This is a genomic window from Cupriavidus sp. 22TCCZM04-2 (assembly GCF_057798895.1).
In genome coordinates this window covers 571,378-593,608 of sequence record NZ_JBYOJS010000001.1, presented here as the reverse complement: position 1 = coordinate 593,608, position 22,231 = coordinate 571,378, and the positions used below count along the sequence as shown (strand labels likewise).

General features: G+C 68.1%; 19 protein-coding genes. 15 read left to right on the top strand and 4 right to left on the bottom strand.

Annotated features, from left to right (window positions below; translation table 11 throughout):
• Window positions 1–23 precede the first annotated feature (23 nt).
• Window positions 24–1,283, bottom strand: coding sequence for a CaiB/BaiF CoA transferase family protein (locus AC3FKG_RS02730; protein WP_488742351.1), 1,260 nt, complete (start codon window positions 1,281–1,283; stop codon window positions 24–26).
• Window positions 1,284–1,432: 149 nt separating this feature from the next.
• Here AC3FKG_RS02730 and AC3FKG_RS02725 point away from each other — a divergent pair, with 149 nt between their 5' ends.
• From AC3FKG_RS02725 to AC3FKG_RS02660, 14 genes are all read left to right on the top strand, one after another.
• Entirely contained in the window at window positions 1,433–2,239 is an 807-nt protein-coding gene (locus AC3FKG_RS02725) for an IclR family transcriptional regulator (protein WP_483711539.1), read from the top strand.
• A gap of 88 nt (window positions 2,240–2,327) precedes the next feature.
• Window positions 2,328–3,344 (top strand): Bug family tripartite tricarboxylate transporter substrate binding protein, encoded by a 1,017-nt coding sequence (locus AC3FKG_RS02720; RefSeq protein WP_483709330.1) that lies wholly within the window; start codon window positions 2,328–2,330, stop codon window positions 3,342–3,344.
• A 40-nt stretch (window positions 3,345–3,384) separates the two neighbouring features.
• A complete protein-coding gene (locus AC3FKG_RS02715) occupies window positions 3,385–4,560 on the top strand; it encodes an acyl-CoA dehydrogenase family protein (RefSeq protein WP_488742350.1) in 1,176 nt (391 codons plus the stop codon).
• A 367-nt stretch (window positions 4,561–4,927) separates the two neighbouring features.
• Window positions 4,928–6,127 carry a formylglycine-generating enzyme family protein gene (locus tag AC3FKG_RS02710; RefSeq protein ID WP_483709326.1) on the top strand — a complete coding sequence of 400 codons (1,200 nt, stop codon included), beginning with the start codon at window positions 4,928–4,930 and terminating at the stop codon, window positions 6,125–6,127.
• 45 nt (window positions 6,128–6,172) lie between these two features.
• Window positions 6,173–7,264, top strand: coding sequence for an HAD family hydrolase (locus tag AC3FKG_RS02705; protein ID WP_488742349.1), 1,092 nt, complete (start codon window positions 6,173–6,175; stop codon window positions 7,262–7,264).
• 53 nt (window positions 7,265–7,317) lie between these two features.
• Window positions 7,318–9,075: an arylsulfatase gene (locus AC3FKG_RS02700; RefSeq protein WP_483709322.1), complete on the top strand. Its 1,758-nt coding sequence runs from the start codon at window positions 7,318–7,320 to the stop codon at window positions 9,073–9,075.
• 58 nt (window positions 9,076–9,133) lie between these two features.
• On the top strand, window positions 9,134–11,773 hold the full coding sequence (locus tag AC3FKG_RS02695; RefSeq protein ID WP_488742348.1) for a fused MFS/spermidine synthase: 2,640 nt from the start codon (window positions 9,134–9,136) through the stop codon (window positions 11,771–11,773).
• Window positions 11,770–12,747: an AAA family ATPase gene (locus AC3FKG_RS02690; RefSeq protein ID WP_483709319.1), complete on the top strand. Its 978-nt coding sequence runs from the start codon at window positions 11,770–11,772 to the stop codon at window positions 12,745–12,747. The genes AC3FKG_RS02695 and AC3FKG_RS02690 overlap by 4 nt, the downstream gene beginning before the upstream one ends.
• A gap of 16 nt (window positions 12,748–12,763) precedes the next feature.
• The gene (locus AC3FKG_RS02685; RefSeq protein WP_483709317.1) at window positions 12,764–13,792 is read left to right on the top strand and encodes a DUF58 domain-containing protein; all 1,029 of its coding nucleotides are present in this window, start codon (window positions 12,764–12,766) and stop codon (window positions 13,790–13,792) included.
• The gene (locus tag AC3FKG_RS02680) at window positions 13,789–14,334 is read left to right on the top strand and encodes a DUF4381 domain-containing protein (protein ID WP_483709315.1); all 546 of its coding nucleotides are present in this window, start codon (window positions 13,789–13,791) and stop codon (window positions 14,332–14,334) included. The genes AC3FKG_RS02685 and AC3FKG_RS02680 overlap by 4 nt, the downstream gene beginning before the upstream one ends.
• A complete protein-coding gene (locus AC3FKG_RS02675; RefSeq protein WP_488742347.1) occupies window positions 14,321–15,343 on the top strand; it encodes a vWA domain-containing protein in 1,023 nt (340 codons plus the stop codon). The genes AC3FKG_RS02680 and AC3FKG_RS02675 overlap by 14 nt, the downstream gene beginning before the upstream one ends.
• Complete coding sequence (locus tag AC3FKG_RS02670) at window positions 15,343–16,977, top strand: vWA domain-containing protein (protein WP_488742413.1); 1,635 nt, start codon at window positions 15,343–15,345, stop codon at window positions 16,975–16,977. The genes AC3FKG_RS02675 and AC3FKG_RS02670 overlap by 1 nt, the downstream gene beginning before the upstream one ends.
• Window positions 16,974–18,329 carry a BatD family protein gene (locus AC3FKG_RS02665; protein ID WP_488742346.1) on the top strand — a complete coding sequence of 452 codons (1,356 nt, stop codon included), beginning with the start codon at window positions 16,974–16,976 and terminating at the stop codon, window positions 18,327–18,329. Before AC3FKG_RS02670 ends, AC3FKG_RS02665 begins: the two co-directional genes overlap by 4 nt.
• A 121-nt stretch (window positions 18,330–18,450) precedes the next feature.
• Complete coding sequence (locus AC3FKG_RS02660; protein ID WP_483709310.1) at window positions 18,451–18,894, top strand: thioesterase family protein; 444 nt, start codon at window positions 18,451–18,453, stop codon at window positions 18,892–18,894.
• 64 nt (window positions 18,895–18,958) lie between these two features.
• Here AC3FKG_RS02660 and AC3FKG_RS02655 read toward each other — a convergent pair whose 3' ends face one another.
• Both AC3FKG_RS02655 and AC3FKG_RS02650 read right to left on the bottom strand, forming a co-directional pair.
• The gene (locus AC3FKG_RS02655; protein WP_483709308.1) at window positions 18,959–19,858 is read right to left on the bottom strand and encodes a recombination-associated protein RdgC; all 900 of its coding nucleotides are present in this window, start codon (window positions 19,856–19,858) and stop codon (window positions 18,959–18,961) included.
• A gap of 90 nt (window positions 19,859–19,948) precedes the next feature.
• On the bottom strand, window positions 19,949–20,527 hold the full coding sequence (locus tag AC3FKG_RS02650; RefSeq protein ID WP_483709306.1) for a BPSL1445 family SYLF domain-containing lipoprotein: 579 nt from the start codon (window positions 20,525–20,527) through the stop codon (window positions 19,949–19,951).
• A 169-nt stretch (window positions 20,528–20,696) separates the two neighbouring features.
• Between AC3FKG_RS02650 and AC3FKG_RS02645 the strand changes: the two genes are divergently transcribed.
• Window positions 20,697–21,143, top strand: coding sequence for a hypothetical protein (locus AC3FKG_RS02645; RefSeq protein WP_483709304.1), 447 nt, complete (start codon window positions 20,697–20,699; stop codon window positions 21,141–21,143).
• A gap of 32 nt (window positions 21,144–21,175) precedes the next feature.
• Here AC3FKG_RS02645 and AC3FKG_RS02640 read toward each other — a convergent pair whose 3' ends face one another.
• Window positions 21,176–22,009: an aldo/keto reductase gene (locus tag AC3FKG_RS02640; RefSeq protein ID WP_488742345.1), complete on the bottom strand. Its 834-nt coding sequence runs from the start codon at window positions 22,007–22,009 to the stop codon at window positions 21,176–21,178.
• Window positions 22,010–22,231: the final 222 nt, after the last annotated feature.

Sequence of the window (22,231 nt, the reverse complement as noted above, 5' to 3'; positions counted from 1 at the left end):
ATTGTATGCAATATGGGTGGCGATCAGATAATCCCCGCCTGGTGCAACGCGTCCAGTTCTTCCGAGCCAAGACCCAGCTCGCCGTAGATTGACGCGTTGTGTTCCCCCACGGACGGACCGGTGCGGGGCGCGGGCGGGACGTGTCCGGAGAACCTCGGCACGACGCACGGGGCGGGGAGCGAGCCGAAATCCGGGTCGGGCAACCGCGTTACCACGTTCCTGGCGCGCAAGTGTGGATCCGCCAGGATGTCTGCCATGCCGAAAACCTTGCTGAACGGCACGCCGTGCCGCTCCAGCGCCACGCTGGCCGCGGCATGGTCGTGTTGCGCGAACCATCCGGCGACGATGGCATCGAGCCTGTCGATGTTGCGCACCCTTTCGACGTTGCCGGCGTAGTCGGCGCTGGTGGCCAGTTCTGGCTGATCCATGGCTTGCGCCAGGCGCGCGAAGGTGGCGTCGGAAGACGCCACCACCGTGACCCACACATCGTCCGCGGTGCGATACATATTCGATGGCGCGGCATAGGTCGTGCGATTGCCCGCGCGCTGCCGGGCCTGGCCCAGCTGTTCGTATTCGACCGCGAGCGGGTCGAGCAGGCGGAACACGGCCTCGGTGGCGGCCAGGTCGATCTCGCGCGCCGCGGTGTCGCGTCCGCTGCGCTGCTCGGCCACGGCGGTGGCGATGGAGAAGGCGCCGAACAGGCCGGCGATCATGTCGCCAACCGGATAGTTCATGTGCAGCGGGCCGCTTTCCGGCGTGCCGGCCAGATTGGTAAAGCCGCTCATGGCTTCGAAGATGCGCGCAAAACCGGGTCGCGTGGCGGCGGGGCCGGTCTGCCCGAAGCCGGTCAGCCGCAGCACGGTCAGCCGCGGATTCGCCGCGCGCAGCGTACCGATGTCCAGGCCCCACCGGTCCAGCGTACCGGTGCGGAAGTTCTCGACCAGCACATCGAACTGCGGCAGCAGGCGCAGGAAGATATCGCGGCCGCGGGCCGTGCGCACATCAAGCGAAATGCCGCGCTTGCCGCGATTGGTGACCTTCCAGTAGAGCGGGCTGCCGTCCTTGACCGGCGCCAGCGTGCGCAGCGGATCGCTGCCGTCGGGCAGTTCCAGCTTGACCACTTCGGCCCCCATGTCGGCGCACAAGGTCGCGGCAAACGGGCCAGCCACCACCGTGGCCATGTCGAGGATGCGCACACCGGCCAGCGGGCCTTGCGTCGAAGCGGAACAGTCTGCGGAAGAGGGGGTGGAACGGGGCGTTGATGCTGCCGGAGATGCCTGCATGGGAATGACCTGTGGTTGGGCTTCCAGGCAAGGTGGCAGCCCGCGCCGCTGTGCGCAAGCACGGTTCCGCACAGCGAAACCGTCGTGATACAACGTTGACTTCCCCCCTTGCGGACACGAGCATGGAAAGCACGCAACGCCAACCGGAAATGGAACGTCACCCGCTGCCAGGCCTCGCGAGTTCCGATGAACTCTCCGTGGATCGCCAGTTCGCCACCAACCTGGCGCGCGGCCTGGATGTGCTCAGGGCGTTCTCGCCGGACCGTCCCGTGCTGGGCAACCAGGACATCGTGGAACGGACCGGCCTGCCCAAGGCGACGGTGTCCCGGCTGACGTACACGCTGTGCATGCTTGGGTTCCTGAGCCGCGTGGCGTCGAACCAGAAGTACCGGCTGGGCGCGGGCGTGCTGGCGCTGGCGTACCCGATGCTGGCGGGGCTGGCCATCCGGCAGGTGGCCAGGCCGCACATGGAAGCGCTGGCGCGCGAGACCGGCTGCACCGTCAACCTCGGCATGCGCGAGCGCTTGTCGGTGGTGTACGTGGATAGCTGCCGGCTGGACCCGGCCAACTTCTACCAGCCCGACATCGGCAGCACGCGCCCGCTGCTGAGCAGTTCGATCGGCCGCGCGTTGCTGCTGGCTTGCGAGCGCGAAGAGCGCACCGCCGTGCTGAACCGGCTGCGGGTCGAAGACCCGGAGCGCTTCGCCGCGGAGAAGCCGATGTGGGTTGCCGAGCAGAAGCATTTCGCGGAACACGGCTTCTGCGTGAGCCGCGGCGAATGGCGGCGCGAGATCCATGCGATTGCCGCCCCGATCCGGCAGTCGCTCCAGCAGGACGCGTTCGCGCTGAACTGCACGGTGTCGGCCATGCGCGATGCCGGCGACCTGCTGGTTCGCGAGGTGGCGCCAAAGCTGACCGAGGCCATTCGGCAGATCGAACTGGCCTGCGCACGATAGCAGTCGCGGAACCACGTCCCCCGGGGCGCCGCGACGGCAACCTGACCTGTCGTTCACGAAGACGGCGGGCACCCGACAAGGAGACGTGATGCACAGCAGCAAGGCTTGGAGCCGGCACCGTTTTGCCGGCGCAATCGCACGCATGGCGGCGGGTTTGTGCCTGGGCGCCGCCGGAATGGCCGCCGCGCAGGAGCCGGCCGCCGCACGCTTTCCGGAGCACGCGGTCCGCATCATCGTGCCGTTCTCAGCCGGCGGCGTGGTGGATTCGGTGTCCCGCATCGTCGCCGGACGCGTGGCGCAGATCCTGCAGCAGCCGGTCATCGTCGAGAACAAGACCGGCGCGGGCGGCGCCATCGGCACCGACTTCGTCGCCAAGTCCGCGCCGGACGGCTACACGCTGCTCGCCGTCAGTCCGAGCCACGTGGTGGGGCCGCTGCTGAACAGCGCCATCACGTGGAATGCGGAACGGGATTTCCGTTCCATCGCCGGCTTAGGGTTCATCCCCAACGTGATCGTGGTGCCGGCCGCGTCGCCGGCGAAGAGCCTTGACGCCTTGCTGAGTGCCGCGCGCAACCAGCCTGGCGCGGTCACTTATGCGAGCGCGGGTGTTGGTACCTCGAACCATCTTTCCGGCGAACTGCTGGCGCAGATGACCCACGTCAGCCTGACGCACGTGCCCTACAAGGGGCAGCCCGAAGCGCTGTCGGACCTGCTCGGCGCGCGTGTGTCGATGATGGCGCTGACCATCGCCATTGCCGGGCAGCAGGTGCAAAGCGGCAAGCTGCGGGCGCTCGCCGTCACGTCGGCGCGCCGTTCGCCGGCGCTGCCGGACGTCCCCACGGTCGCGGAGGCGGCCCACATTCCCGGCTACGAGGTCGGCGCATGGTTCGGGCTGGTGGCGCCGCGCAAGACCCCGGATGCCGTGGTGAAGAAGCTTGCCGATGCCGTCGCGCAGGCCGTCGCCAATCCGGACATCGCACGGCGCCTGGCAGGCCTGGGCATGGACGTCGCGCCGCAATCGGCACCGGCTTTCGAGCGCTACATCGCAAGCGAATCCCGCAAGTGGACCGGAGTGCTGAAAACGGCCGGCATTGCCTCGCAGTAAGCACGCTGTCCCCAATCTTCCGACCCGTCCTGTTACCACCATGATCCAGAATCCCGCCCGCCTGCAGGCACTGCTTGCCACCCTGCGCCAGTTTGTCCTTGAAACCTGCATTCCACAGGAAGCACAGATCGATCACGACGACTGCATTCCCGAACCGCTGGTCGACGCCATGCGCCAGCTCGGCCTGTTCGGGCACAGCATCCCCGAAGCCTATGGCGGCGCGGGGCTGACATCGGAAGAACTTACGCTGGTCAACATCGAGGTGTCGCAGGCCGCCACGGTGTTCCGCGCCCGCTTCGGCGGCAACACCGGCATTGCCTCGGAGTCGCTCGTCGTCGATGGCACGGCCGCGCAGAAGGCGCGCTACCTGCCGCGCCTGGCCTCCGGCGAGATCACGGGGTGCTTTGCGCTGACCGAGCCCGAGGCCGGCTCGGACGCCACGTCGCTGCGCACTAGCGCGACGCGCGATGGCGACCACTATGTGCTCAACGGGACCAAATGCTTCATCACCAATGCACCGCTGGCGGACCTGTTCACGGTTTTTGCGCGAAGCGAGCCGGATACGCCTGGCGCGCACGGCATCAGCGCATTCCTCGTCGAGCGCGGCACCCCGGGCCTCGACACCAGCGAGCCCGAGCGCAAGATGGGGCAGCACGGCTCGCCCGTCGGTGACGTCATCCTCAGGGATTGCAGGGTCCCCGCCAGCGCCATTGTCGGCGGCGAGCCGGGGCGCGGCTTCACCACGGCCATGAAGGCGCTCAACAAGCAACGCATCAACCTGGCCGGCCTGTGCATCGGCCCGGCGATCCGGCTGGTCGACGAGATGGTGCGCTATGCCCGCGAGCGCGAACAGTTCGGGCGCCCGATCTCGGAGTACCAGCTGGTGCAGCAGATGATTGCCGACAGCAACACCGAACTGCACGCCGCGCGTGCGCTGGTGCTCGAAACCGCGCGCCGTCGCGACGCCGGCGAGGACGTGACCATGGAAGCATCGATGTGCAAGATGTTTGCTTCCGAAATGACCGGGCGCGTGGCGGACCGGGCAGTCCAGGTATTCGGCGGCAGCGGCTACATGGCGCGCACGGTTGCCGAGCGCTTTTACCGCGACGTGCGCGTGTTCCGGCTTTACGAAGGCACCACCCAGATCCACCAGCTCAATATCGCCAAGCGCACCATGACCGCGCGCGCCGGCGCGCTGGGCGCCACCACCAACTGAAACTGGCAAGGCCAATGCAGGCTTCGGGGCGCGGGCACTGTCTGTCGCGCCCTTTCCACTTTGTCCTGTCGACGTCCCGTTGATGGGGCAAATGCTCTGGTCCCATAACTGGCGTTTGTGTGCAGATCGGAGCATAGCAAGCGACGTGCATGCGCAGGCACGCAAGAATTCGGGCCGCCTCGCCGAATTGCTGCACACAGCGTTGAATTCGGTGGCGCGTCGGGCCTTTCAGAGACTTGCGTGCGCGTCGATGCGAAATATCTAAAATCACGTGCCAAGAAAACTGAATTCCGTTTCGCTTTTCCTTCTGCAACGATAGCTTCGCGGTGCGCATTACGCACCACTTGTGCTTTGCGGAGGAAGAGCCATGGGCAAGAAGCGCGGGATTTCCGCTGCAACAGCGGTCGCCGCCGCGCCGCGCCGCTGGCGTGGGGCCATGGTCGCGATGCTCGTGTGCGCCGGTGTCGGGGCGGGCTTTGGTGCGACCTGGTGGACGATGCATGGCCGCCACGGCGGCCAGTCGCAGGACATCGTGGTCGGTGATGGCGTGCGCGGCCCGGCCGGCATGGTCCACATCCCCGGCGGCGAATTCCTCATGGGCAGCGACAGCAAGATGGCGCAGGCCAACGAGAAGCCTGCGCACCAGGTGCGCATCCACGGTTTCTGGATGGACCAGCGCCACGTCACCAACGCCGAGTTCCGCAAGTTCGTCGAGGCCACCGGCTACGTCACCACCGCGGAAAAGGCGCCCGACTGGGAAACCCTGAAAGTCCAGCTGCCGCCCGGCACGCCGCGCCCGCCCGACAGTGCGATGGTCGCGGGCGGCATGGTGTTCGTGGGCACCGCGCGCCCCGTGCCGCTGCAGGACTATTCGCGCTGGTGGCGCTACGTGCCCGGTGCCGATTGGCGCCATCCGGGCGGGCCGGGCACGTCGATCGAGGGCAAGGACAACCACCCGGTCGTCCAGGTCTCGTATGAAGACGCGCAGGCCTATGCCAAGTGGGCCGGCAAGCGCCTGCCCACGGAGGCCGAGTGGGAGTTCGCCGCGCGTGGCGGCCTGGAGCAGGCCACCTACGCCTGGGGCGAGAAATTCGCGCCGGACGGCAAGCAGATGGCCAATGTCTGGCAAGGCCAGCAGGGCCAGCCGTTTCCGGTGGTCAGCGCGAAGGCGGGCGGCGCGCTCGGTACCAGCCCGGTCGGCACGTTCCCGGCCAACGGCTACGGCCTCTATGACATGACCGGCAACGCGTGGCAGTGGGTCGCGGACTGGTACCGCGCGGACCAGTTCCGGCGCGAGGCCGCGCTGGGCAAGCTGATCGCCGACCCGGCGGGCCCCGTGGCGTCGTGGGATCCGAGCGAGCCCGGCGTGCCCGTCACCGCGCCCAAGCGCGTCACGCGCGGCGGCTCCTTCCTCTGCAACGAAGACTATTGCCTGAGCTACCGGCCCAGCGCCCGGCGCGGCACCGACCCGTACAACAGCATGTCGCATCTCGGCTTCCGGCTGGTGATGGACGACAGCCGCTGGGCCGAACAGCGCAAGCAGCAGCCGCTGGCCATGGCGCGATAGCCGCGCCGTCCGCCTGCGCCCTTTCCCGATGACCGGAGCACGCTGATGGAACCCTCCACCTTCAAGCCGCCCGCGCGCAATGCGTTGCGTCCCGCGCTGGCCGCGCTGTGCCTGGCGGCGCTGGCGTTCACGGGGGCCGGCGTGGGCGGATGCGCGGCACCGGCCGAGGGCGGTGCCGCGGCGGGCACGCAGCCGGCGCAGGCGCCCGAGGTCGCCGCGCAAGCGCTGCCTTCCTGGCGCGATGGCGCGGCCAGGCAGGCGCTGATCAAGTTCGTGGCCGATACCACGCGTCCGGGCTCGCCCACCTTCGTGGCGCCCGACGATCGCGTCGCCGTGTTCGACAACGACGGCACGTTGTGGAGCGAGCAGCCGCTTTATTTCCAGTTCTTCTTCCTGCTCGACCAGGTCAGGGCCGCCGCGCCGCAGCATCCGGAATGGAAGAACAATCCCGCCTTCAAGGCGCTGATGGCCAACGACATGCAGGCCCTGATGCGCAACGAGAAGGCGCTGCTGTCGCTGATCGCCGTGGCCAACAGCGGCATGACGGTGGGGGAATACGACCGCACCATCCGTGCATGGCTGGCGCAAGCAAAGTATCCCAAGCTGCAGCGCCCGTTCACGGAGCTGGTCTACCAGCCGCAGCTGGAACTGCTGTCCTACCTGCGCGCGAATGGCTTCAAGACCTACATCGTCTCTGGCGGCACCATCGAATTCATGCGGCCGTGGGTGCAGAAGATCTACGGCATTCCGCCCGAGCAGGTGATCGGTTCCTCGCAGGCGGTCAAGTACATGGTGCGCGACGGCAAGCCGGTGCTGGTGCGTGACGCCAAGCTCGAATTCATCGATGACGGACCGGGCAAGCCGGTTGGCATCTACCGCCATATCGGCCGTCGTCCGATCCTTGCCGTGGGCAACTCCGACGGCGACATGCAGATGCTGGAGTACACCACCGGCGGGGATGGACCGCGCATGGCCGTGCTGGTCCACCACGACGACGCCGAACGCGAGTTCGCCTACGACCGGCAGTCCAAGGTCGGCAAGCTCGACAAGGCGCTCGACGCGGCCCAGGCCAGAGGTTGGACGGTGATCAGCATGAAGCAGGACTGGCTGCAGGTCTATCCGGCCGGCAAGCCATGAGCACGATGAGCGCAGCAAACCGACCGTAATGGGTCAATGAACGGAGGCGGGACATGCACCGAGTTGAAGAAGGCAAAGCAAAAGGAGGGGGCACCAGGCTGGTGATGCTGGCCATGGCCGCCGCCGTCTTTACCGTCGCGGGCTGCGGCAAGAAAGAGACGCCGCCCAAGGAGCAGCAGCCAGCGGCACAGGCGTCAGCTGCGGTGCCGGAAACCGCGGCCGCGCCAGTGCCGGCGAAGGAGAACCCGCCAGTTGCCGCCAGTGCGCCAGTCGACGTGGCTTCGGCACCCGCGGTGGCCGCCACCGCGCCGTCCGGCAAGAAGCCGAACATCCTGGTCATCTTTGGCGATGACATCGGGCAGACCAACATCAGCGCCTACAGCCATGGCGTGGTGGGCTATCGCACGCCGAACATCGACCGCATCGCCAACGAAGGCATGATGCTCACCGACTACTACGGCGAGAACAGCTGCACGGCGGGACGATCCACCTTCATCACGGGTGAAGTCGGCCTGCGCACGGGCCTGCTGAAGGTCGGCATTCCGGGCGCACCGGTCGGGCTGCAAGCGCAGAACGTGACCATGGCCCAGGCGCTCAAGCCGCTCGGCTATGCGACCGGCCAGTTCGGCAAGAACCACCTGGGCGACCGCAACGAATACCTGCCGACCGCGCATGGCTTCGACGAATTCTTTGGCAACCTCTATCACCTGAATGCGGAAGAGGAGCCCGAGCGCCCGTACTACCCGAAGAACGATGCAGCCTGGGTCAAGGCGAATGCGCCGCGCGGCGTGCTCCATTCCTTTGCTGACGGCAAGGTGGAAGATACCGGCCCCCTGAACCGCAAGCGCATGGAAACCATCGACGACGAAACCACGGCGGCGGCGATCGGCTTCATGGAGAAGCAGGTCAAGGCCGACAAGCCGTTCTTCGTGTGGATGAACACGACGCGCATGCACGCCTTTACGCATATCCGACCTTCCATGCAGGGACAGAGCGGCATGCCGGGCAATGAGTACGCGGACGGCATGCTGGAGCACGACGGAGATGTCGGCAAGCTGCTCAAGTCGCTCGACGACCTGAAGGTTACCGACAATACCATCGTCATCTACACCACCGACAACGGCCCCAACCAGTGGTCATGGCCCGATGCGGCAACCACGCCGTTCCGCAGCGAGAAGGACACCAACTGGGAAGGTGCATTCCGTGTGCCGGCACTGGTGCGCTGGCCTGGCCGGATCAAGCCTGGCACGGTGTCCACGACCATGATGTCGGGCCTCGACTGGTTCCCTACGCTGCTCGCCGCGGCCGGCGATGCCGACATCAAGGACCGCCTGCTCAAGGGCACCAGCATTGGCGGAAAGTCGTTCAAGGTGCATCTGGACGGCTATAACTTCCTGCCATACCTGACCGGACAGACCAACACCGGGCCTCGCCAGGACTTTTTCTACTTCAACGACGACGGCGTGCTGGTGGCGATGCGGCACAACGATTGGAAGTTCGTCTTCTGCGAGCAGAGGCATCCGGGCGGCTTCGAGGTGTGGACCAACCCGTTCACCTGCCTGCGCGTGCCGAAGGCGTTCAACCTGCGCATGGATCCGTATGAGCGGGCCGATGTCGTCTCGGACCAGTACTATGACTGGACCGCGAAGAATGCCTACATGATCAGCTATGCGTCGTCGCGGGTGGCACCGTTCCTCCAGACGTTCAAGGACTATCCGCCCAGCCAGCGCGGCGCGAGCTTCACTATCGACCAGATGACCGAGGCGGTGATGAAGTCGATCGACAAGGGGTCTGCGGGGGCCGGGAAGTAATTCCAGCGGCAATGGTTGGCCGGGCCATCCCGGCCAACCTCATCACCAGGATCGCACCATGAAAGAAGCGCATGCCGGCGCCAACGCCGGCAAGCAGCAAGCGCGGCACAGATCTGGCAAACCGCGGCGCGAACAAGGCGCCGCCGTGCAGGCAGGGCAGGGTCAACTGGCGCACGACGGCGCCGTGCTGGCACCTGACCTGTTGCTTTTCGCGTCCGGCGCGGCCGGACTGATCTACCAGGTTCTCTGGATCAAGCAGCTCGCGCTGGTGGTTGGCGTCGATGTACATGCCGTCACCACGGCCGTGAGCGCATTCTTTGCCGGCCTCGCGGTGGGCGGCTGGCTGCTGGGACGCGTGGCGGACCGCCATGCGCAGCCGCTGCGGCTGTACGCGTGGCTCGAGATCGCCGTGCTGGTGCTGGCCATCGGCGCCACGCTGGCGCTCGCACGCGCCGCCGCACCGTTCGCATGGCTGGAGAGCCGCGCCGGGCTGCTGGCGTGGGCGTTGCCGTTCGTGCTGGTGATCCTGCCGGCGGCGGCCATGGGCGGCACGCTGCCGGTGCTGATGCGCGTGCTGGCGTCGCGCGCGGGGCAGGTCGGCACGCATGGCGGACGCTTGTATGCCGCCAACACCGCCGGCGCGATTGCGGGCACCCTGCTGGCGGGCTTCGTACTGATTCCGTGGCTCGGCATTACGGGCAGCGCGCTGGCCGCGGCCACGCTCAACGGGCTTGCCGCGGCTGCCGCGCTGCTGATGGCATCGCGCCCGGTGCCGGCGGACGAGTCTGCCGCCACTGCCGTTACGCCAGCCGCTGCGCAGCCGGGGCGCGACGCCGGCGCTGGCCGGCTGGCACTCGTGCTCTATGCGGCTGCGGGCGGCATCGCGCTGGGTTACGAGGTGGTGTGGTCGCAAGCCATCGTGCAGTTCATCAGCACGCGCACCTTTGCTTTTACGATCGTGCTCGCGACTTACCTTGCGGGCCTGGCGATGGGCAGTGCACTGGCTGCAAAACGCGCCGACCGCGCGCGCGACCCGTGGGGCGCGTTCGCCATGCTGATCGCTGCGGCAGGGCTGGTTGCGTTGCTGGAGATCGTCGTGCTCGGCGAATGGCTGCTGCAGGCGCAGGCGGCGGTATCGGCCTGGGCGCAGGCGGCAACCTCGAACGGCCTGGCAGCCGCCTGCGCGAGTTTCGCGGTGGCGGCGCTGTGCGTGGTGTTCGTGCCGACGCTGCTGCTGGGCGCGGCGTTCCCGTTCGTGCTGCGCGTGGGCGTGGACAATCACCGGCTCGGTGCCGGCGTGGGCGCGGTGGTGGCGCTCAATACGCTTGGCGGTATCGCCGGCACGGCCGTGGCGGGGTTTGTGCTCGTGCCGCACATCGGGCTCGTGCATACGTTGTCGTTGCTGGCGGTGGGCGCAGGCATTGTCGGCGTCATTGCCGCGGCGCTCGGCTCGGGCGTGACGAAACTGGCGCGCTGGGCGGTGCCGATGGTGGCGCTGCTTGCGGTGATCGCCGCGGCGCTTGCGCCCCCGGATCGTCTTGCCACGCTGCTGGCGCGCGCGCGCGGCGGCGAGATGGTGTTCTACGAGGAAGGCCGCGGTGCCACCGTGGCGGTGGTGAAACAGTCATCGGCGACCCACAGCTTCAACCGGCTCTATATCCAGGGCGTGTCCAATTCCGGCGACACCATGACGTCGCTGCGCTACATGCGCTTGCAGGCGCTGCTGCCGCTGATCGTGCACGGCGGCACGCCGCGCTCGGCACTGGTGATTGGCCTTGGCACGGGCATCACCGCTGGCGCCACGCTGCCGTTTGCAGGCCTGGAACACCGCGTGGTGGCAGAGCTGCTGCCGCGAGTGCTGCGTGCCGTGCCGCAGTTCCAGGGCAACTTCGGCGTGGCCAGCGACAAGCGCGTCGATATACGGCTTCGGGACGGCCGGCGCGAGCTGCTTCAGAGCGAGCAGCGATACGACCTGATCACGCTGGAGCCGCCGCCGCCTTCGGCCGCGGGCGTGGTGAATCTGTACTCGACCGATTTCTATCGCCTCGCCGCGGCCCGGCTGCAAGCGGGCGGACTGGTGGCGCAATGGCTGCCGCTGCCTACGCAGAACGATGAAGACACGCGTTCGCTGGTGCGCAGTTTCCTCGACGTGTTCCCGCACGCGACGCTGTGGACCACGGAGCTGCACGAGATGATGCTGGTGGGCTCGATGTCGCCGGTCACGCTCGATGCCGCGCGCATCCGCGAGCGCTTTGCGCAGCCGGAAGTCGCGGCAGCACTGCACGCGGTGGGCGTGGCATCACCGGCTGCGCTGCTGGCAACGTGGGTCACGGACCGCGCGGGACTGGAGCGCTATGCCAGTGACGCGCCCGCCGTGACCGACGACCATCCCCGCATCGAATACGCGACGTGGGTGCGGCGCGCCGAGTTCCCGCAAGTCCTGCAGCGCCTGCTGACGCTGCAGACCGAGCCGCCGTTGATCGGAGCGGATGCGGCCCTGATGGCCGATATCGGGCTCGAACGTGAAACGCTGCACACCTTCTACACGGCCGGTCTGGATGCTTACTACGGCGACCGCGATGCCTGGGCGCTGCATATGCAACAGGTCATGCGCACCGATCCCGACAACCCTTACTACGTCTGGTTCGGGGGCGGCCGCCGGGCGCCCGGCTCCGCACCATCGAGGAATGTCCCATGAGCACCCGTGACGACGTGCTGGCATTGCAGCAGCGAATGGGCGAATCCATCGTCGGCCAGCAGCACATGATCGAGCGGCTGTTGCTCGGTCTGCTGGCCGATGGCCACTTGCTGGTGGAAGGACTGCCGGGCCTGGCCAAGACGCGCGCGATCAAGGTGCTGGCGCGCAACCTCGAGGCGAAGCTGTCGCGCATCCAGTTCACGCCCGACCTGCTGCCGGCCGATATCACGGGCTCCGAGGTCTACTACACCGAGGGCGGAAAGGGCGAATTCCGCTTCCAGGCAGGCCCGATCTTCGCCAACCTGATCCTTGCCGACGAGGTCAACCGCTCGCCGGCCAAGGTGCAGGCCGCGCTGCTCGAAGCGATGGAAGAGCGCCAGGTCACTGTCGGCGGCACGACCCATAAGCTCGATCCGCTGTTCCTGGTCATGGCCACGCAAAACCCGATCGAACAGGAAGGCACCTATCCGCTGCCCGAAGCGCAGATGGACCGCTTCCTGATGCATGTGAACGTGACCTATCCCGACGCCGATGCCGAAGCGCAGATCGTGGCGCTGGCGCGTGCCGAAGAGTCGGGCGCCGAGGCCGGCGCACAGGCCGCTGCCATACAGCGGCTCGCGCCGGAGGTGGTCTTCGCCGCGCGTGCCGAGATCCACCGCATTCACGTGAGCGAAGCGGTCTCGCGCTACATGGTCGCGCTGGTGCAGGCGACGCGCGAGCCCAAGACCGTCGATGACGAGCTGGATCGATGGATCCAGGTCGGCGTGAGCCCGCGCGGCTCCATCGGCCTCGACAAGGTGGCGCGCGCGCACGCCTGGCTGCACGGGCATGACTTTGTCTCGCCCGAGAATGTGCAGGCCGTGGTGCACGAAGTGTTCCGCCACCGCCTGATCCTGTCGTACGAGGCGCACGCCGCCGGTGTCAGCGCCGATGCCGTGATCGACCGCCTGGTGCAGCAGGTCGCCGTGGCCTGACGCGGCGGCCGGCGCCATGCGTTCCCATCTTGCCTCGCTTGGCCGTTCGCCGCTGCCTGCCGGCAAAGGGCCCGCCTCGCGCGTGCAGCCGGGCGTCAGCGTGGACGCCGCGGCGCTGGCGGCGCTTGAACTCGCCGCGCGCGATTTCCATTTCCTGCCGCGCCAGCCGGTGCACAGCGTGCTGGCGGGCCGGCATGCGTCCCGCGTACGCGGGCGCGGGCTGACTTTCGAGGAAGTGCGCGGCTACCTGCCCGGCGACGATATCCGCAGCATGGACTGGCGCGTCACGGCGCGCACCGGCAAGCCGCATGTCCGCGTGTACAGCGAGGAGAAAGACCGTCCGGTGCTGCTGCTGGTGGACCAGCGCATCAACATGTTCTTCGGCAGCCGCCGCGCGATGAAGTCCGTGGCCGCGGCCGAGACCGCGGCGCTGGCCGCGTGGCGCGTGCTGTCGGAAGGCGACCGTGTCGGCGGGCTGGTGTTCGGCGACAGCGCATGCACCGAGCTTGCGCCGCGCCGCAGCCGCCAGGCCGTGGAGCACCTGCTTGGCGAGATCGCGCGCCAGAACCAGTCTCTGCGCGCCGATGCGCCCGCGCGGCGTGGCGCGGGTCAGCTCAATGCCGCGCTGGAGCGGGCCTCGCGGCTCGCACGGCATGACCACCTCGTCATTGTCATCAGCGACTTCGACGGGCACGATGCGGCCACGCGCGACCTGATGCTGTCGATGTGCGCGCGCAACGACCTGCTCACGATGCTGGTCTACGACCCGTTCCTGCTCGAACTGCCTGACTCCGGCCAGCTTGTCGTCAGCGACGGCGAGCTCCAGGTCGAGCTGGGCTTTGGCCACGCTGCGACGCGCAAGGGCATCGCCGAGTTCGTCGATGCGCAGAGCCGCGATCTGCTGGCCTGGCATCGCGCCATTGGCGTGCCACTGCTGCCGCTGTCAGCCGCGGAGGAAACGCCGCGGCAGTTGCGTCGCCTGCTCGGGCAAGCGCTGCCGCAAGGCCATGGCACGCTGCGCGCACGGCAGGGAGCGCGGCCATGAGCGACCTGGTACACAGCACGGCCGCACCCGACAGCGCGACGATTGCCGGCGATCTCCTGCATCTGGCCGAAGTGGTCGTGCCGCCGCCGCCATCGTGGCGGCCGCAGACCATCGGCTGGCCGGTGGCGGGCGCGATCGTGCTGGCGCTGGTGGCTTTGGCGGCATGGCGCTGGTGGCGCCGCTATCGCGCCAACCGCTACCGTCGCGAGGCCCTGGCCGAACTGGAGCAATTGCGTGCCGGCATGACCGCGTCACCGCAGGCGCGTGCGCACGCACTGGCCGCCATGGCGGAACTGCTCAAGCGCACCGCGCTGGCGGCGTGGCCGCGCGCCCAGGTGGCCAGCATGGCCGGCGCGGAGTGGGCGAAGTTCCTGCAGGCCAATGCGGGCAAGGCCGGCGCCGCGGTGCCGGTGCTCTCGACGCTGGTCAACGACGCGCAGTACCGCGATGCCGGGGCGCTCGCGCAATGGCCAGACAGCCAGGTAGCGGCCACTGCCGCAGCCTGCCAGCAATGGATTGCGGGCCACCATGTACCAGTTTGAATATCCGTGGCTCTTCGTGCTGCTGCCGCTGCCCTTGCTGCTGTGGTGGCTTCTGCCGGCGTATCGCGAGGAAAGCCCGTCGGTGCGCCTGCCATTCTTTGGCGAGGTGGCCAGCGCGGCAGGGTTGAAGCCGGCGCCCGGCGCGGTCGTGCCGCGCAGCAACTGGCTGCAGCGCCTCCTGGCGCCGCTCGCGTGGGCGCTGCTGGTGATGGCGCTGGCGCGGCCGCAGTTCCTGGAGGCGCCGATCGAGAAGGTGCTGCCCGCGCGCGACCTGTTGCTGGCGCTGGACCTGTCGCAGTCGATGGACACGCGCGACTTCCGCGACCCGGCCGGCGCGCTGATCCCGCGCGTGCAAGCGGTGCGCGAGGTGGTCAGCCGCTTCGTGGCGCGCCGCCCCGGCGACCGCATCGGCCTGCTCGTGTTCGGCGATGCACCGTACCCGCTGGCGCCGTTCACGCTGGACCACACGCTGGTGCAGACCATGATCAAGGACCTGCTGCCGGGCATGGCGGGCCCCAGTACGGCGCTCGGCGATGGCATCGGCCTGGGCATCAAGATGTTCGACCAGAGCCAGACACCCGAGAAGGTGCTGATCGTGCTGACCGACGGCAACGACACCGCCAGCAAGATGCCGCCCGAACGCGCCGCGGAAATTGCGAAGCAGCGGCATGTGATCGTGCATACGATCGGCATCGGCGATCCTTCGGCCGCGGGCGAGCAGCGCGTCGATCTGGGCGTGCTGCAGCGCATCGCCGCATCGACCGGCGGACGCTACTTCTTCGGTGCCGACCAGGCGGGACTGGAGAGCATCTATGCGACGCTGGACCGCATCACGCCGCACAACCACAAAACGCTGTCGTGGCGGCCGCGCCGCGAGTTGTTCATGTGGCCGCTCGGGGCCGCGGTGGGCGTAGTGCTGGTGTACCAGCTCATCATGGCGCTCTGGTCGGCGTGGCTGTCGCGTCCGCGCCGGGGTGGCGTGCGGCAGCCAGCGGCGGAGGAAGCGTGATGCACGCGCTGGCGGACTTCCACTTCCTGCGCCCTTGGTGGCTGCTGGTGCTGATCCCCGCGGTGCTGCTGGTCTGGGCCGTGCGCCGACGCGGCGATGTACGGCGCCGCTGGCGCGACGCCATCGCCCCGCACCTGCTCGACGCCTTGATGGTGGGCGAGCGCCGCCGGCTGGCCATCCGCCCCGTGCACCTGACCGCGCTGCTGCTTGCGCTCGGCGCCATCGCGCTGGCCGGGCCCAGCTGGGAGCGCGAACGTCCGCCGTTCCTCGACGACAAGGCGCCGCTGGCGATTGCCGTCGACCTGTCGCCGACCATGGATGCCATCGACGTGAGTCCGACGCGGCTCGAACGCGCGAAGCTCAAGGTCAAGGCGCTGCTGGCGCGCCGCGACGGCGGGCGTACTGCGATCTGGGCCTATGCCGGCTCCACGCACCTGGTGCTGCCGCTGACCGACGACGCCACGCTGCTGCAGACCTTCGTCGATGCGCTGCAGACCCGCATCATGCCCGCGCCCGGCAGGGACACCGCGCTCGCGCTGCGCACCATCGATGCCGCGCTCAAGCATGAAGATGTGCCCGGCACCATCCTGTTCCTGACCGATGGCGTGGAGAACGCCGCCGTGCGCGCGTTCAAGGCCCAGGTCAGCAGCGGGCGCAGCCAGCCAGTGGTACTGGCGATCGGCACCGAACGCGGCGGCCCGCTGCGCAGCGGCACCGAAGGCTTTGTCGAGAAGGACGGCGTGCGCGTGTTTGCGCGCATGGACATGGCCGCGCTCAAGCGCTTTGGCGACGACACCGGCGTGCCGGTCGCCACGTTCACGCCCGATAGCGACGACGACGTCGCCTGGGTGCAGCGCCACGTGCAATCGCACCTGGCGCAAAAGCAGTCGGCCGACAACACGCGCTGGAAGGATGAAGGCTGGTGGCTGACGATCCCGATCGCACTGCTTGGCGTGTTGTGGTTCCGCAAGGGCTGGGCCGTGCGCTGGATCACCGGCGTTCTGCTTGCCGCGATGCTGGCCGCGCCGCCGCAGGAATCTTGCGCGCAGGCATCGGCACCCGATGCCGACGCGCCGCGCGCACGGCGCTTTGTCGACCTGTGGCTTACGCACGACCAGCAGGGCCGCCGCGCGTTCGAGCGTGGCGATTTTGCCGCCGCCGCAGCGCTGTTCGATGACCCGATGTGGCGCGGCGTGGCGCAGTACCGCGCGGGGCAATACGCGCAGGCGGTGCAGAGCTTCGCGCTGATCGACTCGCCCGAGAGCGACTTCAACCAGGGCGATGCGCTGGCGCGGATGGGCAAGTACAAGGACGCGGCGGCGCGCTACCGGCAGGCCCTGAAGCACCGCCCGCAATGGCCCGCGGCCACGGCCAACCTGGCGCTCATGGAAAAGCTGGCGGCCAGGGCGGACAAGCCAAATGAGGGCGAGGAGCCGCCCGACATCAAGCCCGACGAAGTCAGGTACGACAGCGATTCCAAGCCGCCCGAGGGGGAGGGCAAGAAGCGCGAGCCGGGCGCGGTGGAAAGCGCCGACACGTGGATGCGCGCAATCCAGACCACGCCGACGGAACTGCTGCAACGCAAGTTCGCGCTGCAGAGCCAGGCACAGCCCGGCGCCGGAGCCAAGCCATGACGCGCGCGGTTCGGGGTCTCGGCATCTGGTTCATGGGCCTGATGATGTGGCTGTCGAGCGCGCTCGCGCTGGCGGCCGATCCTCTCGTGCGGGTTAGCGTCGCGGCGAAGCAACCAATACTGCCGGGCCAGCAGATCAGCCTCGACGTAACCATTCTGGCTCCCAATTTTTTCCTGTCGGCGCCCGTCTTTCCGACACTGCAGGTGCCCGGCGCAATCGTCACCATGCCGGACGACCGCGGCCAGAACACGGTGGAGACCATCAACGGCGCGAGCTACGCCGGCATCCGCAAGACCTACCTGTTTGCCGCGGAGCAGGGTGGCGAGTTCCAGTTGCCGCAGGTCTCCATCGCCTTCACCTATTCCGGTGATGACGGCAAGCCGCGCCAGGGCAGCGTGACGCTGCCGCCCACCACGATCCGCGCCACGGGCGCTGCCGGCGCGCCGGCCGGTGCCGCGCTGCCGGTGGCGCGCCTGAACGTCACGCAGCGCTTCGACCGCCCGGTCAGCGGTCCGCGGGCGCAGTTCCGTTCCGGCGACGCGCTGGTGCGCACCATCACCACGTTCGCGCCGCAGACGCAGGCCATGATGATCCGGCCGCCGAAGATCGAGGCGCCGTCCGGCGTACGCGTGTTCGCGGGTGATCCGCAACTCAGCGATGCCGCGCACGACAGCGCCGGCAATACGGGCGGCAGCCGCACGGACCGCATCACCTACGTGTTCGAGCAATCGGGCACCTATACGCTGCCGGCGATCAAGGTGGAATGGTTCGATCCGGTCACGCGCAAGCCCGGCGAATCGGAAGCGCCCGAGGTGAAGGTGGAGGTGGCCTCCGCGCCGGCTTTGACAGGACTCTCGCCGACCGGTCCTCACGCTGCGCCGTTGCCCGGAAAGGGCGGCACCGCGTGGCGCCTGTGGCTGTGGGCAGCTGGCGGCGCACTGGTACTGCTGCTGGCGTGGGCACTGCTGCATTGGATGCGGCCGCACGTGGCGCGGCTGCGCCGGATGCTTGCGGCACGGCGCAGTGCCAGGGCTGCCGGAAGCGAGGCGCGGCTTGCGGCGCTGCTGCAGGCCTGCCGCGCGAACGAAGCGCCGGCGGCCTATCGCGCGCTGGGCGTGTGGTCGCGCACCGCATGGGACAAGGCGCCGGCTGACTGGGTGGCCGGCACTGGCGATGCGGCGTTGGCCGCCGCCATCGATGCGCTCGAACGGCGACTGTTCGGCGCCGTTGCCAGCGCCGGGCCGTGGAGCGGCAATGAACTGGCGGCGCTGTTGTCGAAATACGCCGCCCGACATCGGTCTGTCCCGCTGCACCGTGCTTCGCCGGCAGCGCTGCCGCCGCTCAACCCCTGAGACCTGCTGGCCGAACCGCCGGGATCGACTATGATGGGCGCCTCGCCGTCAGCCTGCCTGGGATCGACGACCCTCTGGTGCGTCTGGCGGCGGTTTTCCGTCCACTCTGCCCGATGCCGCCATGGCCCGTCTTCAACTCGACCTTCCCGACGACCAGTTCTGCTATTCGACGCACATGACCGTGCGCGTCACCGAGATCAATTCGGCCAACCACCTGGCCAACGATGCGATGATCTCTATGATCTCCGAGGCGCGCGCCCGCTTTCTCTATGAGTTCGGCAGCGAGGGCGACAGGGTGGAGGGTCTGGGCATCATCGTCACGGACCTGGCCACGATGTACCGCAATGAGGCGCATGCGCGTGACCAGTTGCTGTTCGAAGTCGGCGTGATGGATTTCAACAAGTATGGCGGCGACATCATCTTCCGCATCACGCGCCCGCAGGACGGCGCGCTGATCGCCATGGCCAAGTCCGGTTTTGTGTTCTTCGACTATCAGCAGAAAAAGGTGATGCCGATGCCGGCCGGTTTCGCCGGCCGCTTCCCCAAGGTCAACTGGGTCGGCTGAGGCGGCATAAAAAACGGCCGCGCAAGGCGGCCGTGGCAGCTTTTCAGGTCGTGCGGCGCTGGCCTCAGACCTTGCGCTCGCCGCCGAGCGCCTCGGTCAGGTCGCCCAGCATGCCGGCCAGTTCTCCGGCCATCATCGTGAAGTCGGCGTCGAAACGCTCGTCTTCGTCGTTGCCGGTGTTGTCGGCCTGTTCCTTGATGACGTCCAGCGGCGCCACGCGCTTGATCGCGAGCGAGTCGGTCAGCACGAACGACACGCGGTCGTTCCAGGTCATGGCCAGGCGCGTGCAGCGCTTGCCGCCGGAGATATGGCGGCGCAGGTCTTCGGCATCGAGCGGATGGCGCACGTAGCGCACCGTAGCCTTGCTTTCGGCGCCGGACTGGAGTTCGATCTCCTGGTCCACCGTGAAGCCGGCGGGGGCGACATCGGTGGCCAGCCAGTCGGTCATGGCCGCCACCGGCGACTGGTTCACGTGCAGGTTCGCGAGCGGCAGCGGGTCCAGTGCCTTGAACAGCATGCCGCGCACCTCGTCGGCCTTGGCCGCGCTGGCAGCGTCGATGGCCAGCCAGCCGTTGGCCGGGTCGATCCACACGCGCGTGTCGCGGCGGATGCTGAAGGCGCGCGGCAGCAGTTCTTCGGTGACCTGCTCCTTCAGTTCCTTCATTTGCTTGCGGCCGGGCTTGTAGCCCTGCTGCTCTTCGATCTCGGCGGCGCGCGCCTTGGTGACCTGGTTGACCACGGTGGTGGGCAGCAGCTTTTTCTCGGTGCGCAGCGTCAGCAGCATCTGGCCGCCCACGGTGTGGACCAGCTGGCCGTTGTCGCGCGGCGAGGCCCAGCCCTGGGTCTGCATTTCAAGGCTGGTGCCGGGGAAAAAAGCGTGTTTGGCCAGGCTGGCTTCGACTTCGTCGGCGCGGGGCGACCATGGAGCGGAAAAACGGTGGAGCTGGAGGTTCTTGAACCACATGGGATGAATTCGGCCGGATGAAAGGGACGAATTCTAGCCGGTCGCCGCGATGCCGCCTGAAAAAGAGCGGCGGCATCGCGCGGTGGTGCGCTACAGATCGAGCCTGGTGATCTTGCTGCCTTCCAGGCTCAGCCCGGCCATCAGGCCGGCATTGGTCATGACGAAGCCGACGATCGGGGATTGCGCGGTGTTGGTGTCCAGCACGCCGTTGGCGCCGATCGTGGCCAGTGCCACGGTGGCATCCACGCCGGCGGTCCAGCCATTGCTGCGCACGAACTTGTCGTAGGCCTCGGGCGTCAGGAACATCAGCACGATCGACTTGGACTGCGCGCCGATCTGCCAGCCGACCGAGCCCGCGACCAGGCGATAGTAGCCGTGCGTGGCGCCGCCCGAGCGTAGCGCGCCGTCGCCATACTCGCCGCCGACGACGAAGCCCGCCGACAGCGTCTTCGGGAACACCAGGATGCCGCGCGCCTTGTTGGCAAGCTCGCGCGAGCCCTTGACGCTGCCGTACAACTTGCCGAGCGTGGCGTCCACGCCCGAATCCAGTTCACGCCGCCGCGCGGCCTTGTCACTGGGCGCATCGGGACCCGTGGTGGTGCAAGCCGCCAGTGACAGGCTGCCCAGCACGAGGCCGGCACTGGTTTGGAGGAATGAGCGGCGCTTCATAGGATCTCCTTCTGCTTGTTTGTGTTCTTTGAAGCATAGTGCCCGGCTGCTTACGGACCAATGGTCGACCGCCTGCAACCCGTTGAAGTCGTTTCCATTTGTTAATGCTGTGGCGTATGGTCGACTTTGACCCTGCAAGGGTGCAGATGCTGCGGTACAGTCCCGACGCATGAAGACGATCTTCCATGCCCCCAAACTATCCATCCTGATGCTTGCCGCGCTGCTCGGCGCCTGCGGCTCGCATCCGCCCGCGCCCGATGCGGGCGAGGCCGCCAGCGCCGCCAGCTCCGCCAGCGCGAGCACGGAAGCCAGCAACGGCTGGCAGGCGCTGCGCGCCCGCTACATGGATTGCGTGCAGCACCAGGCCGACGCAGGTGTGTCCGGCAAAGCGCAGACGAAGGACGTGGTGTCCTCTGCGCTGACGGCGTGCAACGGCGAACTGAAGGCCATGCACGATGCCTTCGGCACCTATCTCGGCAGCCAGATGTCGTCCTCGCACGGCAAGTCAGGTGCGCGCCAGGCGGCCGACCGCGTCACCACCGACACGCGCGAGAAGGCGCGCGCCTACCTGACGAAATACGTCGAGCGCGAGCGCTATATCGCGCGCACGCAGTAATCCGCGATCGCACCTCGGACGGCCGGCTGCCGCTATAGCATTTCAAGCGGCGCGGGCCCGCTCGGCGGCGGGAACAGGCGGTCGAGTTCCAGCAATTGTTCGGGCGTGAGCGGGTGCTGCAAGGCGCCGAAATTCTCGGTCAGGCGGTCGCGGTGTCCGGTCTTGGGAATCGCAATGATGTCGTCGCGCGCCAGCAGCCACGCCAGCGCGACCTGTGCCGGCGTCATGCTGTTGGCCTGCGCGAAACGCACCAGCTTCGGATGCCGCGCGAGCCGTGCCTGCTCGATCGGCGAATAGGCCATCGCCGGCACGCCGCGCGCATGCATCCAGGGCAGCAGGTCCCATTCGATGCCGCGGCGGGTCAGGTTGTAGAGCAGCTGGTTGACCGCAACCTGGTCGCCGCCGGGAACCGCCCACAATTCCTCCATGTCGGACAGGTCGAGGTTGCTCACGCCATAGTGGCGGATCTTGCCGTCGCGCTGCAGGTTCTGCAGCGCCTCAACGGTTTCCTCCAACGCGATGCCGCCGCGCCAGTGCAGCAGGTAGAGGTCGAGGCGGTCCGTGCCAAGCCGCCGCAGGCTGCGCTCGCACGCGGCCACGGTGCCGCGCCGGCTGGCGTTGTGCGGGTAGACCTTGCTGACCAGGAAGACCTCGTCGCGCCGGCCGGCGATGGCTTCGCCGATCATCTCCTCGGACTCGCCCTCGCCGTACATCTCCGCGGTATCGATCAGGCTCAGGCCCAGGTCCAGGCCCAGCCGCAGCGTGGCAATTTCCTCGGCACGCGCGGCGGGATGTTCGCCCATATTCCACGTTCCCATGCCAAGCGCGGGCACGCGCTCGCCATCGGGCAGGGTGACATGTTTCATGGTGGCTATTCCTTAAGGCGGGCGGTGCGGGGGGCGGCACACGCTTGCGCTGGTTAACAAGCCATCAATCTACAAGAACATGAGCGGGGGATTAAGGGGGGAATAGTCGGGTCAGCCTGTACGTGGCGAGGGCGATGCACGGGCCCTGGGGTGGGGGGGGCCGCCCCCCCCCCGGGGGCGCGGGGGGCCCCCCCCCCCCCCCCCCCCCCCCCCCCGCGGGCA

Coding starts and splice junctions, on each gene's coding strand:
- AC3FKG_RS02650 (WP_483709306.1), bottom strand. CDS start 20,527: ATGAAGCGCCGCTCATTCCTCCAAACCAGTGCCGGCCTCGTGCTGGGC.
- AC3FKG_RS02640 (WP_488742345.1), bottom strand. CDS start 22,009: ATGAAACATGTCACCCTGCCCGATGGCGAGCGCGTGCCCGCGCTTGGC.
- AC3FKG_RS02680 (WP_483709315.1), top strand. CDS start 13,789: ATGAGCGACCTGGTACACAGCACGGCCGCACCCGACAGCGCGACGATT.
- AC3FKG_RS02695 (WP_488742348.1), top strand. CDS start 9,134: ATGAAAGAAGCGCATGCCGGCGCCAACGCCGGCAAGCAGCAAGCGCGG.
- AC3FKG_RS02715 (WP_488742350.1), top strand. CDS start 3,385: ATGATCCAGAATCCCGCCCGCCTGCAGGCACTGCTTGCCACCCTGCGC.
- AC3FKG_RS02720 (WP_483709330.1), top strand. CDS start 2,328: ATGCACAGCAGCAAGGCTTGGAGCCGGCACCGTTTTGCCGGCGCAATC.
- AC3FKG_RS02710 (WP_483709326.1), top strand. CDS start 4,928: ATGGGCAAGAAGCGCGGGATTTCCGCTGCAACAGCGGTCGCCGCCGCG.
- AC3FKG_RS02655 (WP_483709308.1), bottom strand. CDS start 19,858: ATGTGGTTCAAGAACCTCCAGCTCCACCGTTTTTCCGCTCCATGGTCG.
- AC3FKG_RS02725 (WP_483711539.1), top strand. CDS start 1,433: ATGGAACGTCACCCGCTGCCAGGCCTCGCGAGTTCCGATGAACTCTCC.
- AC3FKG_RS02665 (WP_488742346.1), top strand. CDS start 16,974: ATGACGCGCGCGGTTCGGGGTCTCGGCATCTGGTTCATGGGCCTGATG.
- AC3FKG_RS02700 (WP_483709322.1), top strand. CDS start 7,318: ATGCACCGAGTTGAAGAAGGCAAAGCAAAAGGAGGGGGCACCAGGCTG.
- AC3FKG_RS02690 (WP_483709319.1), top strand. CDS start 11,770: ATGAGCACCCGTGACGACGTGCTGGCATTGCAGCAGCGAATGGGCGAA.
- AC3FKG_RS02675 (WP_488742347.1), top strand. CDS start 14,321: ATGTACCAGTTTGAATATCCGTGGCTCTTCGTGCTGCTGCCGCTGCCC.
- AC3FKG_RS02705 (WP_488742349.1), top strand. CDS start 6,173: ATGGAACCCTCCACCTTCAAGCCGCCCGCGCGCAATGCGTTGCGTCCC.
- AC3FKG_RS02670 (WP_488742413.1), top strand. CDS start 15,343: ATGCACGCGCTGGCGGACTTCCACTTCCTGCGCCCTTGGTGGCTGCTG.
- AC3FKG_RS02685 (WP_483709317.1), top strand. CDS start 12,764: ATGCGTTCCCATCTTGCCTCGCTTGGCCGTTCGCCGCTGCCTGCCGGC.
- AC3FKG_RS02645 (WP_483709304.1), top strand. CDS start 20,697: ATGAAGACGATCTTCCATGCCCCCAAACTATCCATCCTGATGCTTGCC.
- AC3FKG_RS02730 (WP_488742351.1), bottom strand. CDS start 1,283: ATGCAGGCATCTCCGGCAGCATCAACGCCCCGTTCCACCCCCTCTTCC.
- AC3FKG_RS02660 (WP_483709310.1), top strand. CDS start 18,451: ATGGCCCGTCTTCAACTCGACCTTCCCGACGACCAGTTCTGCTATTCG.